Origin of the sequence: Burkholderia sp. Bp8992, assembly GCF_003853705.1 — a bacterium.
Taxonomy (GTDB): Bacteria; Pseudomonadota; Gammaproteobacteria; order Burkholderiales; family Burkholderiaceae; genus Burkholderia.
Window position 1 is genome coordinate 101,165 of sequence record NZ_QTQI01000015.1, and the last position, 14,626, is coordinate 115,790.

Here is a 14,626-nt window from a genome sequence, read left to right on the forward strand (position 1 = left end):
AGCACCGCCTGCGACGCTGCTGCGCCGGCGCAACACACAGTGTGGAACGGGCGTCGCGCGGCTGTGTTTCAGGCCGTTTTCGGGGCCATCGATCAGCCGGCCGCGACGCGCGCGAGCCAGCTCGTCACGCCGTCGACGGAACGGAAATCCGTGAGGCTGCGCGCCGGGAGCGCCGGATACGCGCCACCGGCCATCTCGGCCAGCGCGCGCCCGGGCCCGAGTTCGAGAAACGCCGTTGCACCGGCCTCCACGCAGGCGGCGAGACAGGCCGCCCACTCGACCGGCTCCGCGATCTGCCGCGCGAGCTTGTCGAGGCCCGTGTCGACGTCGAGCACCGACGCGCCGTCGATCCCCGAAAACAGCCGCGTGACGGGCAACGGCCGCCGCACGCGCAGCGCGGCGAGCGACGCGCGAAACACCGGTACGGCCGCCGCGAGCCGGCGCGTGTGCGATGCGATGTGCACGCAGACGGGCGCGACGCGCGATGCGCCGGCGCGAGCGGCGGCGTCGGCCACCGCATCGACATCGGCCTGCCGGCCCGCGACGACGAACGCGTCGCCGGGATTCGCAATCGCGATGGCCGCCTCCCGGCCGTCGCACAGCTGCGCGAGCCGTGTGCGCGTGAGGCCGCGCACGAACACCATCCGCTCGTCGCCGCCGCTCGCCGCATCCATCGCGCGGGCGCGAGCGTCGGCGAGGTCCAATGCGTCATGCGGCTCGATCATCCCCGCGACGCTCCACGAGCCGACCTCGCCGACGCTGTAGCCGGCGACGCAGCGCCGGCGCGGCCACGCCGCGTCGAGCAGCGCGGCGGCCGCGAGCGCCTGGACCGTACAAAGGATCTGCGCCGCGCGGTTCTCGCGCAGCGCGTCGGGCCCGGCCTGCCGGACCCAGGTGCGCGGATCGTCGCCGAGGAGCCGGCCGGCGTGCGCGAACAACGCATCGGCCTGCGGCGCCGCGCCCGTCAGGTCGAACATGTCGGCGCGTTGCGCGCCTTGCCCCGAACAGAGGATGGCCAGCGTCATCGCGTCTCCCCGCCGGCTTCGAGCGCATCGACGAATACGCTCATCGCAAGCAGGTCGGCCGCGCCGCCGGGGCTCAGCCGGCGCGCGACGAACGCACGGTGCGCGGCGGCCGCGCGCAGCCGCCAGTCGCGCGCCCGCACGCCGCCGCGTGCGACGAACGCACGGGCGGTCGCCCGCGCGAAATCGAGGCCGCCCTGGCCGCCCCGGTGCAACAGATTCGTGTCGTCGAGCGCGGCGATCAGTGCAAAGCACGCGTCGACGCGCGCGGCTTCCGGATCGCCGGGCAGATCGCGCTGCGCGCGGCGCAGCGCAGGCAACCCGACCGCGTACACGGTCGCGAAGCCGTCGGCCGCTTCGCGACGCGCGCCGCCGACGCCGTAGCGGCGGCTCGCACGTTCGCCGTGACTGTCGGGCAAACGCGGGCCGCCGAGGATATCGACGCCCCAGCGGCCGGAGACGAACGCGCCGAGCGTCGTCCCGTCCGGCACGACATCCGGCACCGCGCGCCGGCCCGCGGCCGCGCACAGCAGCCCGAGCCCGAAAATCGCGCCCCGATGCGTATTGACGCCGCCGGTCGCGGCCAGCATCGCGTGCTCGGCGCGCAGGCCGATCTTGCGCAGCACGGCCATGTCGGCATCGCGCGCACCCGCGGCGGCCAGTTCCGCGAAGTAAGGCCGCAGCACGGCGGCGCTGCGCGCGAACGTCGCGGCATCCATGTCGCTGTGACTGCCGGTGTCGACATGACTGACGAGACCCGGCTTCGGATAGGTCTCGATCTCCAGCACGAGGCTGCGCTCGGCCAGCGCGGCGATGCGCTCGGCATCGGACGACGCCGGTACGCGGCAGGCAGCCCATGCGCTCATCGCGTGCCTCCGGTGAAGGCGTCGGCCGCCATCAGTTCGACGGCGATCGCGGTCTTCACCGCGACATCGGGCCGCCGCGCGTGCAGTTCGCGCCAGTTGACGCCCGCGCCGTCCGCGCGCAGCAGTTCGCCGTCGATGCGCATCGGCGCGCGCGCGTCGATTGCGGCGAGGCCGTCGAGCAGCGCGGCGAGCGGCTCGGCCGCCGGCAGCGGAAACACGATATCGAGATCGGACGATGCGGTGAGGTACCGCTCGCCCGTCAGCGCCTGCCAGGCAAGACTGCCGAACACGCGACCCTGCACGCCGCAGCGCGCGCCGAGCGCGTCGAGCTCGCGCAGCGGCACGTGCCATGCGTCGGGTGCGGCGGCGAACACGTCGGCCAGCGCGGGCAGCGGGCCGACCGTCGCGAGCACGTCGGCGGCGACGTTCAGCGCGATGCGCCGCTTGCCTGCCGCGGGCGGCAGCGGCAGGCCGAGCGGCACGCGGCCGGCGTCGGCTTCATCCGGCGACGCACGGCGCACGATCAGCGGCCAGCCGCGCTCGGCCCATGTGCGCACGAGCGGCTCGCCCGCGAGCGCGGGGTCGCGCGCGAAGGCCGCACTCCACCCGGCCGCCGTCAGCGTGACCAGCGTGTGGCGGCGCAGCGGCAGCTCAGCGCGCAGCACGCGCGAGTGCCTCGACGCGCTGCGCGACGTCGGACGCAACCGGCCGGCCGCGCGACGCCCGCCGGTCGATACGGTCGGCCGGCTTGCCGAGCCATTCGCCGACCTGTGCGTCGAGCGCACGAGACGGATCGAGTACGCCATCGACGGCGCCCATCTTCACGAGATTGTCGAGCCCCGGCGCGAACACCGGCGTCGAGCGCGACATTTCCTTCAGCACGTCGATCGGCAGCTTGGTCACGCGCGACATCGACGGCAGGTCCATCACTTCCGGCTCGGCGCCCGGCACCGCGAGCAGCGTGCGCGTCGCGAGCGCGGTCGCGATGAACGCGCCGGCGGCCGTGTGGCCATACAGCACGCCGATCGTCCGGTGCCCGGCGAGATCGGCCTGCATCAGGCACTTCGCGAGATGCGACAGCCCTTCGTTCAGGCCGAGCAGTTCGTCGCGCTTGCTCATCCGCTGGCTGTCGCTGTCGACGAGCACGACGATCGGCGTGTCGCCGCCGCGCGCGATCGTGTCGAGCACATGCGACGCGAGCGCCAGCGCCTCGTCGATGCCGAACGGCAAGCGGTCGGTGACGCCGATCACGTCGACGCGCGTGCCGGCCAGTTCCGCGTGGCCCGTCAGCAGGCCGCCCTTGCGCGCGATCGAATGGCCTCGGGGAAACAGCGAGTTCAAAACTTCATCGAGCGTCATGCTGCGGCTCCTGCAGTTGATCGGCGAGTTTGGCGAATGCTTCGTCGGGCATCCCCGGAATCGCTTCCGGCTTGTCGGCCCCGAGCGCGCGCCACACGTCGAGCGCATCCTTGCACGCGCCGAACCGTTCGACACGCGCTTCGAGACGCGCCTGCTCCGCGCGCAGCATCGCCGTATCGAATCCAGGCGCACGGCCGATCAGGTCGAGTGCCGCCGCGCGGAACGCGTCCGGCGTATCGGCCACGTAACGATCGGCGCCGCCGATCAGCCGCCGGTGCTTGCCGCCCATCGTGCGCCAGATCAGCGCGCGATCCTTCGAATCGAATTCCTCTACACCGCGATTGGTCTCGATCACTTCGGGGCCCGACACGCTGATGCGCCCCTGCTCCGACACCGCGAGCGCCGAACAGCACGCGGCGAGCAACCCGCCGCCGCCGTAGCAGCCCGCGCGCCCGCCGATCAGCCCGATCACCGGCACGCCGGCCGCACGCGCGTCGACGAGCGCGCGCATGATCTCGGCGATCGCGAGCTCGCCCGCATTCGCTTCCTGCAGCCGCACGCCGCCCGTATCGAACAGGATCAGCACCGGCTTGCCGACTTCGCGCGCGGCGCGCAGCAGCCCCGTGAGCTTCGCGCCGTGCACCTCGCCGAACGCGCCGCCCATGAAGCGGCCTTCCTGCGCGGCGACGAACACCGGCCGGCCGTCGAGCCGGCCGTGGCCGACCACCATCCCGTCGTCGAACTGCTGCGGCAGGCCGAACAGCGGCAGGTGCGGGCTCGTCACGCGCTCGGCCGGCCCGAGGAATTCGTCGAAGCTGCCCGCGTCGAGCAGCCCGTCGATGCGCTGCCGCGCCGATGCTTCGTACCAGCTCGCGCCGTTCGCGACGAATGGCGGTGCGTCGTGGATCACTTCACTCATCATGCGTCCCCTCGATCGCGCGCACGGCCTGCGCGAGCCGCAGCGACACCATGTCGGGCCGCGCACCGCCGTCGTTGATCGACAGCTTCAGGCCGCCCGGCGTGCGCCGTTCGACGAAATCCGACACGACGGCCTGCCATACCGCGCCAAAACCGACCGCCGCGGTGCGGATGTCGATCTCGCACTCGTTACCCGGCAGCACACGCTCGACGAGCACCTCGAGATTGCCGGACGCGACCACGCCGACCAGCGCCGCGGCCTGCTCGCCCTTCGCGCGTTCACGCGCGGTGAAGCGATAGTTCAACTGTTCCATGCGCTTTTCCTCACCAGTTGCGGAACCGGGCCGGCGGCGCATAGAGCCCGCCCGACCAGTGCACGAGATCCTTGATCGAACGCGCGGCGAGCCAGCGGCGGTCGGCGTCGAGCGGATCGATGCCGAGATCCTCCGGGCGGCGGATCACGCCGCGCTCGCGCAACCGCTCGACCATCTTGCGGTCGCGGCCGCGGCCGATTTCCGTATAGCCGGCAACGCCGCGGATCGCGTGCTCGCGTTCGTCCTTGTCGCGGCACATCAGCAGGTTCGCGATCCCTTCCTCGGTGACGATGTGCGTGACGTCGTCGCCGTAGACCATGATCGGCGCGAGATCGAGCTGCAGCTTGTCGGCGAGCTTCAGCGCATCGAGCTTCTCGACGAACATCGGCACGTTCTTGTCGCCGAACGTCTCGCCGATCTGCACGACGAGCTTGCGGCCGCGCCTGAGTGCCGCCGGCGTGTCGGGGTCGGCTTCTGCGCCGGCCTTCAGCCACGGCTCGCTCGGATGGCGCCGGCCGCGTGCATCGCTGCCCATGTTCGGCGCGCCGCCGAAACCGGCGATCCGCTCGGCCGTGACCGTCGACGAATGGCCGGACAGGTCGATCTGCAGCGTCGAGCCGATGAACATGTCGCACGCATAGAGGCCGGCCGTCTGGCAGAACGCACGGTTCGAGCGCAGCGACCCGTCGGGGCCCGTGAACCACACGTCGGAACGTGCGCGGATGTAGTCGTCCATCCCGACCTCGGAGCCGAAGCAGTGGATCTGCTCGACCCAGCCCGACTCGATCGCGGGAATCAACGTCGGGTGCGGATTGAGCGCCCAGTGCGTGCAGACCTTGCCCTTCAGCCCGAGCTTTGCACCGTAGGTCGGCAGCAGCAGCTCGATCGCGGCCGTGTTGAAGCCGATCCCGTGGTTCAGGCGCTTGATGCCGTACGGCTCGTAGATGCCCTTGATCGCGAGCATCGCGGTGAGGATCTGCGTTTCGGTGATCGCGGCCGGATCGCGCGTGAACAGCGGCTCGACGTAGAACGGCCGGCCGGCCTCGACGACGAAATGCACGCGATCGCCGGGGATGTCGACGCGCGGCACCTTGTCGACGATGCGGTCGACCTGCGCGATCACGATGCCGTCCTTGAAGGCGGTGGCCTCGACGACGGTCGGCGTGTCCTCGGTGTTCGGGCCCGTGTACAGGTTGCCGTCGGCGTCGGCGCTGACCGCGGCGATCAGCGCGACCTGCGGCGTGAGATCGATGAAGTAGCGCGCGAACAGCTCGAGATAGGTGTGCACCGCGCCGAGCGCAATCTTGCCGCCGAACAGCAGCTTCGCGATGCGCTGGGATTGCGGGCCCGAGTACGCGAAATCGAGACGCTTCGCGATGCCGCGCTCGAACACGTCGAGATGCTCGGGCAACACGACACCCGACTGCACCATGTGCAGGTCGTGGATCTTCGCGCTGTCGACGTCGGCGAGCGCCGTCGCGAGCAGGTCGGCCTGCTTCTGGTTGTCGCCTTCGAGGCAGACGCGGTCGCCGGGCCGCAGCACCGCTTCGAGCAACGCGACGGTGTCGCGCGCATCGACCCGCTTGCCCTGCGCATAAGCCGCGCCGGCCGCGAGCCGTGCATCGCGCGCCTGCCGCGCGTGATTCCATCCCGTCATGAACAGTTCTCCCGCTTCGATGGTTCAGCGGCATTCTAAGCCTCGTGCCGCCGCCGATTGATGATGTTGACGAATGCGACTCAGAGGACGCCGCGATGGATGCGGCCCGCGCGCGGGCCGCACCGCAGCGCGCTATGCGCCGACCAGCGCGCGCGTCGTGAAGAACAGCAGCGACGGCCCGAGCAGGCAGCCGATGCCCGTATGGAACGTCGCGACCAGCGCACCGTACGGGACGAGCCGACGATCGGTCGCGGCGAGCCCCGCGCTCACGCCGCTGACGGTGCCGGCCAGCCCGCCGAAGATCATCGCGGAACGCGGCGTCTTCAGCCCCATGAAGTTCGCCGCGACCGGCGTGCCGACCATCACGATGATCGCCTTCACGAGCCCGGTCGCGATGCTGAGCGCGATCACGTCGGAGCTCGCGCCGATCGCCGCGCCGGTGACGGGCCCGACGATGTAGGTGACGGCGCCCGCGCCGATCGTCGTCATGCTGACCGCGTCGGTATAGCCGAACGCGCGCGCGATGCACGCGCCGACGATGAACGGCAGCACGGTGCCGAGCAGCAGCGACACGACGCCGACGAGCCCGGCCTTGCGCGCCTCGGTCGGCTGCACTTCGAACGCGGTCGCGACGATCGCGAAATCGCGCAGCATCGCGCCGCCCATCAGGCCGATGCCGGCGAACAGCTTGACGTCGGCCAGCCCCTTCTCGCCGCCGGTGAATGCGCCGCCGACGTACGCGAGCACGAGACCGATCACGATCGCGATCGCGGAGCCGTGCACGCGGCCGAACGTGAGCTTGCGCGACGCGATCGACGACAGCCACATGATCAGGCCGACCAGCGCGAACGACGCGACGAGCCCATTGTGGGCGACAGTCTTTTCGAGCATCTGCAGCATGGCGGCCTCCGTTACTGTTCTTCGAATTGCGGCACGCCCGCGAAGGCCGTGTCGTCGCGCCCGGTGCGCACGAGTACCGCGATGCAGCATGCGCAGATCGCGACTGCGCCGACGGCGGCCAGCAGCGCGACGGGGCCGCCCTTCAGCGCGGCGACGACGTTCTGGTTCGCGGCCATCGCGACGACGACCGGGATGTACATCGCGCCCCAGAAACCGACGCCGGCCTCGGTCTCCTTCGGCAGCCAGCCGCGCCGGTGCAGCCACAGGCGCAGGCAGATCAGCAGCAGCATCGCGATGCCGACGCCGCCGACGTTGGTCTTCACGCCGATCGCGCTGCCGAGCAGGTCGCCGAGAAACAGTCCGGCCAGGTGGCAGAACGCCAGCAGCGCGGTTCCGTAGATGATCATGAGTCGTCTCCAGTCTCTTCGTGACGGGCGCCGGACGCATGCAGGAACCGGGCCCGCACGCCGATCCCGGGCGCGGACTTGTGTCTCCTGCGGCGGGGGCGCCGCGGCCCGGCGGCTCGTCGTGCGAGCACGTTCTCGGGGTCGATGGGATGATGCGGTTTCGGGCCGGACGCCGGATGGCTTAGACTGACCGAAGCAGCCGGCGGCGCGACACGGGCTACGCGCCCGATTCGCCCCGTTCGCGGAGGCCGCACTGGCGCGTGATCCGATACTAGCGCCGCAAAACCCGGCCATTTATGAAGTTGTCGAAACCGATTCAGTGGATTTAGCAATGCGTCCGTTACCGCCCGAGCTGCTGCGCAGCTTCGTCGCCGTCGCCCAGTCCGGCAGCTTCACCGCTGCGTCCGAGCGCGTAAGCCTGTCGCAGTCGACCGTCAGCCAGCACATCCGCCGCCTCGAGGAGCTGCTCGACCGGCCGCTGTTCGAGCGCGACACGCGCAACGTGCACCTATCGCAGCACGGCGACGCGCTGTTCCGTTACGCGGTGCGCATTCTCGAACTGATGGACGAGGCCGTCACGTCGGTCTGCGGGCCGCCGCTGTCGGGCAAGGTGCGGCTCGCGATGTCGGAGGATTTCGCGTCGGCGCACCTGACGGCCGCGCTCGCGAGCTTCGTGCAGCGCAACCCGGACGTCGAGCTCGCGATCTCGACCGGGCTGTCGGGCGACCTGTTCGACGCGCTCGACGAAGGCCGGCACGATCTCGTGTTCGCGAAGCGCATCGCGGGCAGCCGGCGCGGCCGCGTGATCCGCAGCGAACCGCTGTATTGGTGCACCGGCCCCGAATCGCGGCTCACCGGCCATGAAACCGTGCTGCCGCTCGCGATGCACCCGGAGCCGAGCGTATCGCGCCGCCGCGTGCTCGAATCGCTCGAGGCCGTCGGGCGGCCGTACCGGATCGCGGTGGTCAGCAGCAGCGTCGCGGTGTTGCGGGCGGCCGCGAGCGCGGGGCTCGGCGTCAGCGCGTTCGCCGGCTACGTGATCCCGGCCGGGCTCGCGCGGCTCGACGCGGGGCTGCCCGAACTCGGCGAACTCGAATACGTGATCGACCGGCCGGCGGCCGCGTCGCGTTCGACACTCGCGCTCGAAGCGACGCTGATCACCGCCGCGGCCGAGCTGTAGCCGCGCCGGGCGCGCCGCACGCGGGCACGGCCGCGCCCGCACCTGACAGCTTTGCCCGGAACGCGTCATCGTCCGCGCAGCACCCGCTCGCGACAATGGGACCCATCGGAACGCACGGCAGGTCGCCGTGCGCGTCCGGTTCCCCGTCCCCTTGATCGGAGCCCACCATGAACGTTTTGCGATTCGCCGTCGCGACCGCTGCAGCCGCGCTGCTGTCCCCCGCCTTTGCCCAGACCGACGCGTCGGCGCCCACACAACAGGGCCTGACGCGCGCGGAAGTCATCGACCAGCTCAAGCAGGCCTATCTCGACGGCGAACTGCCGACGAACGACAGCAACTATCCGCCGAACGCCGCGACCCGCGCACGCAACCGCGAACTCGTGCAGGCCGCGAGCCCGGCCTGGCTGGCCCACGTGCCGCCGGCCAGCCAGGCGACGTCGCAGCAATGACCGGCGCCGCCGCGCCGACACGACCGGATCAGGGCAGGAAGCTGCGGCGCCGTGCGTCGATCAGCTCGACGAGCAAGCGGTCGCGCTCGGCCGCCAGTTCCTGCATCGAACGCTCGCCCTGGATCGCGCGCAGCTCGTCGGTCAGCTTGCGGTCGACCTCCGGATCGAACGACGGCGTACCGAGATCGTCCCACCAACTCGTGATCGGCCCCGACAGGTGTTCGAGGAAGTGCGCGATCCCGCCCGCGCCACCGCCGAGGTGATAGGTCAGGCACTGCCCCATCAGCCCCCAACGCAGGCCCGGCCCCCACGCGACGGCCTTGTCCGCGTCGGCGACACTCACGACGCCTTCGGCGACGAGGTGATACACCTCGCGGAACAGCGCGGCCGCGAGCCGGTTCGCGACGTGGCCGGTCATCTCCTTGTTGAGGACGATCGTCTGCTTGCCGAGCGCATCGTAGAACTGCTTCACGCGCGCGATCACATCCTGGCCGGTCGCGTCGCCGCCGACCAGCTCGACGAGCGGGATCAGGTGCGGCGGATTGAACGGATGCGCGATCAGGCAACGCTCCGGATGCTTCGCACACGCGATCTGGATATCGGACATCTTCAGACCCGACGAACTCGATGCGATCGGCACGTGCGCGGGCAGCACGTCGTCCATCTGACGGTACAGTGCGCGCTTCAGGTCGAGCCGTTCCGGGCCGTTTTCCTGCACGAAGTCGACGCCGTCCAGCGCGCGCCCGAGATCGGCGTCGAACGACAGCCGCGCGGAAAGTTCGGCGGCCCGCTCGCCGAGAAATGCGGCCAGCGCGTCGCGCAGCCGCGCGTCGGCGTGCGGCGCCGGATCGGTCGCGACGACGTCGAAACCCTGCGCCAGATAGAAAGCCGCCCAGCTCGCGCCGATCACGCCGGCGCCGACGATCGCGATACGTCGAATGTCCATGATTGTCCCGTGTGGTTGGTCTGCAGATCGCTCGCGGCGATTGTCGCATCGAATCCTGTGCGCATGCATTGACGCAGATTGCGGATGCCCTCTTGAAATGCGCGGCAGCGGCCACTAATTAACCGTCGTCGGGCCGTGCTTCATCGCTTGCACGGCCCCCGTTTCGATCCAGTGGAGCCACCCGTCGCGCCCGCCGCAGGCGTCGCGCCGTCACGTCTCCCGTGTTCCCTGTTCAGGAGGACCAACATGAGCGGTATCCATCACGGCTACGACCTGTTCGACGACTTTGCCCGCGTGCAGCGGCAAGTGGCGAACCTGCTCGGCGAGCGCCCGTCCGGCATCCGCGCGGTGCGTCCGGGCGCGTTTCCCGCACTCAACGTCGGCGCCACCGACGAAGCCATCGAGATCGTTGCGTTCGCACCCGGCATGGCCGCGGGCGACTTCGACGTGTCGATCGACAAGGACCTGCTGACGATCAGCGGCGAGCGCAAACCGGCGCCGCGTGCCGAAGGCGAAGACGTGCGCACCTATGCACAGGAGCGCTTTCACGGCGCGTTCCGCCGTGTCGTCGAACTGCCGCGCGACGCGGATCCCGACCAGGTCAGCGCGCGTTACGAAAACGGCTGCCTGCTGATTCGCGTCGGCCGGCGCGAAGCCTCGAAGCCGCGCGCGATCACCGTTCAGTAACCTTCAGGATACCGACATGAATACGAACCCGATCCTGGCCGAGCGCCAAACGAACACCGTTCATCCTGCCGCTGCCGCCGAGGCCGCGCGCCGGCCCGCGATCACGCCGGCCGTCGACATCGTCGAGAACGATCGCGGCGTCACGCTGCGGGCCGACCTGCCCGGCGTGCCGCGCGAGAACCTCGACGTGAAGGTGTACGACAACACGCTGACGATCGAAGCCGGCACGCACATCGATACGCCGGAAGACCTGCGCGTGCGACATGCCGAAGTTCGCTCGACACGCTATGCACGCACGTTCGTGCTGAGTCCCGACCTCGACACGTCGCGGATCGACGCCAACCTGCGCGACGGCGTGCTGACGCTGACGATTCCGCGCCGCGAGGAGACGCGCCCGCGCCGCATCGACGTGACGGCCGGCAATGCGTAAGTGTTGGCGCGTATCCTGACGCGACGCACATGAAAAATCCCCGCCAGGCGCGATGCCAGGCGGGGATTTTTTGCATTGGGCCGCGCGCGTTCAGGCACGCGGACTGCAGATTCAATCGAAATCGAACAGGTCGAACACCGACTTCTTGCGACGCTGCCCGTCGTGCCGGTAACGCTCGTCGTGCACGCGGCCGTCGCGCCCCCAGCCATCGTCGCGGCCGCGCTGCGCCGGTGCAGTGTGCTGCGTCGGTGCGGCGTCGCGGCGGGCCGGTGCATCGCCGGTTTCACGGGCAAGCAGCTTGTCGAGCTCGCCGCGATCGAGCCACACGCCGCGGCACGTCGGACAGTAGTCGATCTCGATCGACCGGCGCTCGGCCATCAGCAGGTCGGGCGTCTTGCAGACAGGGCATTTCATCGCGCTTCTCCTTTCCGTGCGAATTTCGTCTGGATTCCGTACGACGCGCAGCGAGCCGGCTGCCGCGGCGGCCGGCGTCACGCGCGCCGGCTCAGTCGCGTTCCACTTGCGCCGCGCGCTTCGCCTTCGCGCGCCGCGCCAGCATGTTCATGCCCTCGACGAATGCCGAGAACGCCATTGCCGCATAGATGTAACCCTTCGGCACGTGCGAGCCGAAACCTTCGGCGATCAGCGTCATGCCGATCACGACCAGGAACGACAGCGCCAGCATCACGATGGTCGGGTTGCGGTCGATGAAGCGTGCGAGCGGCTGCGCAGCGAACAGCATCACGGTCACCGCGACGATCACGGCGACGAACATGATCGGGATGTGTTCGGTCATGCCGATCGCGGTCACGATGCTGTCGATCGAGAACACGATATCGAGCAACACGATCTGGCCGATCGCCGCCCACACCGTCAGGCCGGCCGCGCCGCCGGCCCCGCCCTCGCCGCCGCCGTCGTGCGACACGTGGTGATGGATCTCGGTGGTCGCCTTCCACACGAGGAACAGGCCGCCGGACAGCAGGATCATGTCGCGCCACGAGAACGCATGGTCGAACAGCGTGAACACGGGTTCGGTGAGGCTCGCGATCCATGCGACGCTGCCGAGCAGCGCGAGGCGCATCACCAGCGCGAGCGCGATGCCGAGGCGTTGCGTGCGAGCGCGCTGCGCTTCGGGCAGCTTGTTGCTGAGGATCGAGATGAAGATCAGGTTGTCGATGCCGAGCACGACTTCCATCACGACGAGCGTCAGGAGCGCAGCCCAGACGGCGGGATCGACGGCAAGCGTCAGCAGGTAGTCCATGAAATGGGCCGATACGAAAGTGGAAAGCCTGATGATAGGCCGCCCCGAACTTCGAAAAAATCAGAGAGAATCTGACTTTAGGTTCGGTTTTTACGATATATCGATCCGATGCTCAATTTTCGACATCTGTACTATTTCTGGGTCGTCGTGAAGGAAGGCGGCTTCGCGCGCGCGGCCGGCCGGCTCGACATGGCCGTGCAGACGATCAGCGCGCAGGTGCGCGAGCTCGAGAAATCGCTCGGGCACCAATTACTGCGCCCGGCCGGGCGCGGTGTCACGATGACGGACGCGGGCCAGGCCGCGTTTGCGCGTGCGGAGGCCATCTTCGAGATGGGGCGGCTGATCCCCGACGAAGTGCGCGCGGCGGCCAGCCGGCCGACCGTGCGGCTCGCGGTCGGGCTCGCGGACGGCATCTCCAAGCTCGCCGCGCATGCGATCCTGGCTCCCGTGCTCGACACGCCCACGCTGCGGCTCCTGTGCCACGAGGGCGAGCACGATGCGCTGCTCGCGGAACTCGCGCTGCATCATCTCGATCTCGTGCTCGCCGGCCAGGGGGCGCCGTCGGGGTCGAACCTGCGCGTGACGAGCGAGCGGCTCGTCGCGTCGCCGGTCGACTGGTACGGCCCCGCGGCGCTCGTCACGCCGGCCGCGCGGCAGCACTTTCCGCAGTGCCTGGCCGACCTGCCCGTGCTGCTGCCGACCGCGCATTCGGCGCTGCGCGCCCGCCTCGACCTGTGGCTGGAAGACGAACGGATCGTGCCGCGCGTGGCCGGGGAATTCGAGGACAGTGCGCTGATGGCCGTGTTCGCGGCGCGCGGCCTCGGCGTGTTTCCGCTGAGCGAACTCGGCGCGAACGATGCGTCGCTGCTGCGCGGGTTGCGGCGGCTCGGGCGCGCGGGCGACGTGACCGAGGAGATCCACGCGATCCGCTCGCGGCGCGGCGAACATCACCCGCTGGCGTCGCAATTGCTGGCCGCGGCGCGCGTTGCGCCGGCCGACTGAAGCGAGCGCGACATCAAACGAAACTATAATGACGCCCCGGCCTTACGAGATGTGCACGCGCATCATCGCGGGCACCGCCATTGCGCGACCTCTCGCCAAGCCTTCTGAAAGACGCCATGCACAACCGATTTCGCCTGTTTTCCGTTTCGTGCGCGCTCGCGGCCGCGGCCGTGCTGGCGGCGTGCTCGTCGCCGCCCAAGCCGATCTACCAGCAGGAACAGTTCGACGCGACCAGCAGCCCGTATGCGCATACGTTCCACTCGAAATCCGACGCGGCCTGCGAGGCCGCGCGGCGCGCGCTGCTGAGCCAGGGCTATGTGGTGTCGTCGTCGCGTAACGACGCGGTCGACGGCAGCAAGAATTTCCAGCCGAGCAACGACATGCACGTCGTGATCGAATTTCACGTCGTGTGCGCGGATGCGAATGCCGACGGCACGTCGAGCATCGCGTACGTGAACGCCGTGCAGGACCGCTACACGCTGAAGAAGTCGAATACGTCGGCCAGCGTCGGCCTGAGCGTGTTCGGCTCGCTGTCGCTGCCGATCGGGTCGAGCGACGATGCGCTCGTCAAGACCGCGAGCGAGACGATTCCGGCCGGCGTGTTCTATGAGCGCTTCTTCAATCTCGTCGACCATTTCCTGAAGATCGACCCGGCACGCCGCGATCGCGCCACCGTGAAGGCTGCCGAGAAGGAACCCGTCGCGCCGCTGCCCGAACCCGCGCCGACGCCGCAAGGCGAGCCGATGAAGATGACGACGCCGGTCGTGCCGACGCCGCCCGCGGCGCCGGTCCCGCTGTCGGTGCCGGGCGTCGCGCCCGAATCGGGTGCGACTGCCGTGCCTGCCGCGGCGTCGGCTGCGACGCATGCTGCCGCGCCGGCAGCGGCTTCCGGTTCCGCCCCCGCGCCGGCTTCGGCTGCCGCACCGGCTTCCGCACCTGCATCGGCTTCCAGCCCGGCGGCGCCTGCCGCCGCGGCATCGACGCCCGCCGTTTCGGCACCGGCCGCTGCCAAGCCGGCCTCGTCCGTGCCCGCGCCTGCCGCCGCCAACCCGGTTGCATCGTCGGCGCCGTCCGGCGCGAGCGCACCGGCCGCGAACTGACCGGCTCCGCCGTCCCGTATCGTCGCGCCCGGCCGCACGCGGTACAGCGCGACGATACGCGCTCCCTGCGCATCATTCTCCAAAGCGATTTCCGCACTTCCGGCCGGGCCGCGCAGTGCCGACGGAGA

General features: G+C 70.0%; 18 protein-coding genes. 6 read left to right on the plus strand and 12 right to left on the minus strand.

What is annotated here, in order from left to right; all coding sequences use genetic code 11:
- Window positions 1–92 precede the first annotated feature (92 nt).
- The 9 genes from mdcH to madL all read right to left on the minus strand — a co-directional run bounded on the left by mdcH (window position 93) and on the right by madL (window position 7,443).
- Complete coding sequence (gene mdcH, locus DIE03_RS22010; RefSeq protein ID WP_124453969.1) at window positions 93–1,025, minus strand: malonate decarboxylase subunit epsilon; 933 nt, start codon at window positions 1,023–1,025, stop codon at window positions 93–95.
- Complete coding sequence (gene mdcB / locus DIE03_RS22015; protein ID WP_124453971.1) at window positions 1,022–1,888, minus strand: triphosphoribosyl-dephospho-CoA synthase MdcB; 867 nt, start codon at window positions 1,886–1,888, stop codon at window positions 1,022–1,024. Before mdcB ends, mdcH begins: the two co-directional genes overlap by 4 nt.
- Window positions 1,885–2,553, minus strand: a complete 669-nt coding sequence (mdcG, locus tag DIE03_RS22020; protein ID WP_124453973.1) for a malonate decarboxylase holo-[acyl-carrier-protein] synthase — start codon at window positions 2,551–2,553, stop codon at window positions 1,885–1,887. Before mdcG ends, mdcB begins: the two co-directional genes overlap by 4 nt.
- Entirely contained in the window at window positions 2,540–3,247 is a 708-nt protein-coding gene (gene mdcE / locus DIE03_RS22025) for a biotin-independent malonate decarboxylase subunit gamma (protein ID WP_124453975.1), read from the minus strand. The genes mdcG and mdcE overlap by 14 nt, the downstream gene beginning before the upstream one ends.
- Window positions 3,234–4,169 (minus strand): biotin-independent malonate decarboxylase subunit beta, encoded by a 936-nt coding sequence (locus DIE03_RS22030; RefSeq protein ID WP_124453978.1) that lies wholly within the window; start codon window positions 4,167–4,169, stop codon window positions 3,234–3,236. Before DIE03_RS22030 ends, mdcE begins: the two co-directional genes overlap by 14 nt.
- Window positions 4,159–4,479, minus strand: a complete 321-nt coding sequence (gene mdcC, locus DIE03_RS22035; RefSeq protein WP_124453980.1) for a malonate decarboxylase acyl carrier protein — start codon at window positions 4,477–4,479, stop codon at window positions 4,159–4,161. Before mdcC ends, DIE03_RS22030 begins: the two co-directional genes overlap by 11 nt.
- 10 nt (window positions 4,480–4,489) lie before the next feature.
- Entirely contained in the window at window positions 4,490–6,136 is a 1,647-nt protein-coding gene (mdcA, locus tag DIE03_RS22040) for a malonate decarboxylase subunit alpha (protein ID WP_124453982.1), read from the minus strand.
- A 132-nt stretch (window positions 6,137–6,268) separates the two neighbouring features.
- Window positions 6,269–7,036 (minus strand): malonate transporter subunit MadM, encoded by a 768-nt coding sequence (madM, locus tag DIE03_RS22045; protein ID WP_124453984.1) that lies wholly within the window; start codon window positions 7,034–7,036, stop codon window positions 6,269–6,271.
- A gap of 11 nt (window positions 7,037–7,047) precedes the next feature.
- Window positions 7,048–7,443, minus strand: a complete 396-nt coding sequence (gene madL, locus DIE03_RS22050) for a malonate transporter subunit MadL (protein WP_034186756.1) — start codon at window positions 7,441–7,443, stop codon at window positions 7,048–7,050.
- 331 nt (window positions 7,444–7,774) lie between these two features.
- On the opposite strand from madL, the gene DIE03_RS22055 reads away from it, so the two are divergent.
- Both DIE03_RS22055 and DIE03_RS22060 read left to right on the plus strand, forming a co-directional pair.
- The gene (locus tag DIE03_RS22055; protein WP_124453986.1) at window positions 7,775–8,623 is read left to right on the plus strand and encodes a LysR substrate-binding domain-containing protein; all 849 of its coding nucleotides are present in this window, start codon (window positions 7,775–7,777) and stop codon (window positions 8,621–8,623) included.
- A gap of 167 nt (window positions 8,624–8,790) precedes the next feature.
- Entirely contained in the window at window positions 8,791–9,072 is a 282-nt protein-coding gene (locus tag DIE03_RS22060) for a DUF4148 domain-containing protein (protein ID WP_124453988.1), read from the plus strand.
- 28 nt (window positions 9,073–9,100) lie between these two features.
- On the opposite strand, the gene DIE03_RS22065 is transcribed toward DIE03_RS22060, so the two are convergent.
- Window positions 9,101–10,018, minus strand: coding sequence for a 3-hydroxyacyl-CoA dehydrogenase NAD-binding domain-containing protein (locus DIE03_RS22065; RefSeq protein WP_124453990.1), 918 nt, complete (start codon window positions 10,016–10,018; stop codon window positions 9,101–9,103).
- A 246-nt stretch (window positions 10,019–10,264) separates the two neighbouring features.
- On the opposite strand from DIE03_RS22065, the gene DIE03_RS22070 reads away from it, so the two are divergent.
- The gene (locus DIE03_RS22070; protein ID WP_124453992.1) at window positions 10,265–10,705 is read left to right on the plus strand and encodes an Hsp20/alpha crystallin family protein; all 441 of its coding nucleotides are present in this window, start codon (window positions 10,265–10,267) and stop codon (window positions 10,703–10,705) included.
- 16 nt (window positions 10,706–10,721) lie between these two features.
- Window positions 10,722–11,135, plus strand: coding sequence for an Hsp20/alpha crystallin family protein (locus tag DIE03_RS22075; RefSeq protein WP_124453994.1), 414 nt, complete (start codon window positions 10,722–10,724; stop codon window positions 11,133–11,135).
- Window positions 11,136–11,246: 111 nt separating this feature from the next.
- On the opposite strand, the gene DIE03_RS22080 is transcribed toward DIE03_RS22075, so the two are convergent.
- Both DIE03_RS22080 and DIE03_RS22085 read right to left on the minus strand, forming a co-directional pair.
- The gene (locus DIE03_RS22080) at window positions 11,247–11,549 is read right to left on the minus strand and encodes a zf-TFIIB domain-containing protein (protein ID WP_124453996.1); all 303 of its coding nucleotides are present in this window, start codon (window positions 11,547–11,549) and stop codon (window positions 11,247–11,249) included.
- Between the two features lie 91 nt (window positions 11,550–11,640).
- Window positions 11,641–12,396, minus strand: a complete 756-nt coding sequence (locus tag DIE03_RS22085) for a TerC family protein (RefSeq protein WP_124453998.1) — start codon at window positions 12,394–12,396, stop codon at window positions 11,641–11,643.
- Window positions 12,397–12,504: 108 nt separating this feature from the next.
- On the opposite strand from DIE03_RS22085, the gene DIE03_RS22090 reads away from it, so the two are divergent.
- Window positions 12,505–13,398: a LysR family transcriptional regulator gene (locus tag DIE03_RS22090; RefSeq protein ID WP_124454000.1), complete on the plus strand. Its 894-nt coding sequence runs from the start codon at window positions 12,505–12,507 to the stop codon at window positions 13,396–13,398.
- A gap of 116 nt (window positions 13,399–13,514) precedes the next feature.
- Complete coding sequence (locus DIE03_RS22095) at window positions 13,515–14,498, plus strand: DUF2242 domain-containing protein (protein WP_124454002.1); 984 nt, start codon at window positions 13,515–13,517, stop codon at window positions 14,496–14,498.
- Window positions 14,499–14,626: the final 128 nt, after the last annotated feature.

Excerpts from the sequence above, each read along its gene's own strand:
- madL (WP_034186756.1), bottom strand. The coding sequence starts at position 7,443 with ATGATCATCTACGGAACCGCGCTGCTGGCGTTCTGCCACCTGGCCGGA.
- mdcA (WP_124453982.1), bottom strand. The coding sequence starts at position 6,136 with ATGACGGGATGGAATCACGCGCGGCAGGCGCGCGATGCACGGCTCGCG.
- mdcE (WP_124453975.1), bottom strand. The coding sequence starts at position 3,247 with ATGACGCTCGATGAAGTTTTGAACTCGCTGTTTCCCCGAGGCCATTCG.
- DIE03_RS22085 (WP_124453998.1), bottom strand. The coding sequence starts at position 12,396 with ATGGACTACCTGCTGACGCTTGCCGTCGATCCCGCCGTCTGGGCTGCG.
- DIE03_RS22075 (WP_124453994.1), top strand. The coding sequence starts at position 10,722 with ATGAATACGAACCCGATCCTGGCCGAGCGCCAAACGAACACCGTTCAT.
- mdcB (WP_124453971.1), bottom strand. The coding sequence starts at position 1,888 with ATGAGCGCATGGGCTGCCTGCCGCGTACCGGCGTCGTCCGATGCCGAG.
- DIE03_RS22030 (WP_124453978.1), bottom strand. The coding sequence starts at position 4,169 with ATGATGAGTGAAGTGATCCACGACGCACCGCCATTCGTCGCGAACGGC.
- DIE03_RS22070 (WP_124453992.1), top strand. The coding sequence starts at position 10,265 with ATGAGCGGTATCCATCACGGCTACGACCTGTTCGACGACTTTGCCCGC.
- DIE03_RS22090 (WP_124454000.1), top strand. The coding sequence starts at position 12,505 with ATGCTCAATTTTCGACATCTGTACTATTTCTGGGTCGTCGTGAAGGAA.
- mdcC (WP_124453980.1), bottom strand. The coding sequence starts at position 4,479 with ATGGAACAGTTGAACTATCGCTTCACCGCGCGTGAACGCGCGAAGGGC.
- DIE03_RS22095 (WP_124454002.1), top strand. The coding sequence starts at position 13,515 with ATGCACAACCGATTTCGCCTGTTTTCCGTTTCGTGCGCGCTCGCGGCC.
- DIE03_RS22065 (WP_124453990.1), bottom strand. The coding sequence starts at position 10,018 with ATGGACATTCGACGTATCGCGATCGTCGGCGCCGGCGTGATCGGCGCG.
- madM (WP_124453984.1), bottom strand. The coding sequence starts at position 7,036 with ATGCTGCAGATGCTCGAAAAGACTGTCGCCCACAATGGGCTCGTCGCG.
- DIE03_RS22060 (WP_124453988.1), top strand. The coding sequence starts at position 8,791 with ATGAACGTTTTGCGATTCGCCGTCGCGACCGCTGCAGCCGCGCTGCTG.
- DIE03_RS22055 (WP_124453986.1), top strand. The coding sequence starts at position 7,775 with ATGCGTCCGTTACCGCCCGAGCTGCTGCGCAGCTTCGTCGCCGTCGCC.
- DIE03_RS22080 (WP_124453996.1), bottom strand. The coding sequence starts at position 11,549 with ATGAAATGCCCTGTCTGCAAGACGCCCGACCTGCTGATGGCCGAGCGC.
- mdcH (WP_124453969.1), bottom strand. The coding sequence starts at position 1,025 with ATGACGCTGGCCATCCTCTGTTCGGGGCAAGGCGCGCAACGCGCCGAC.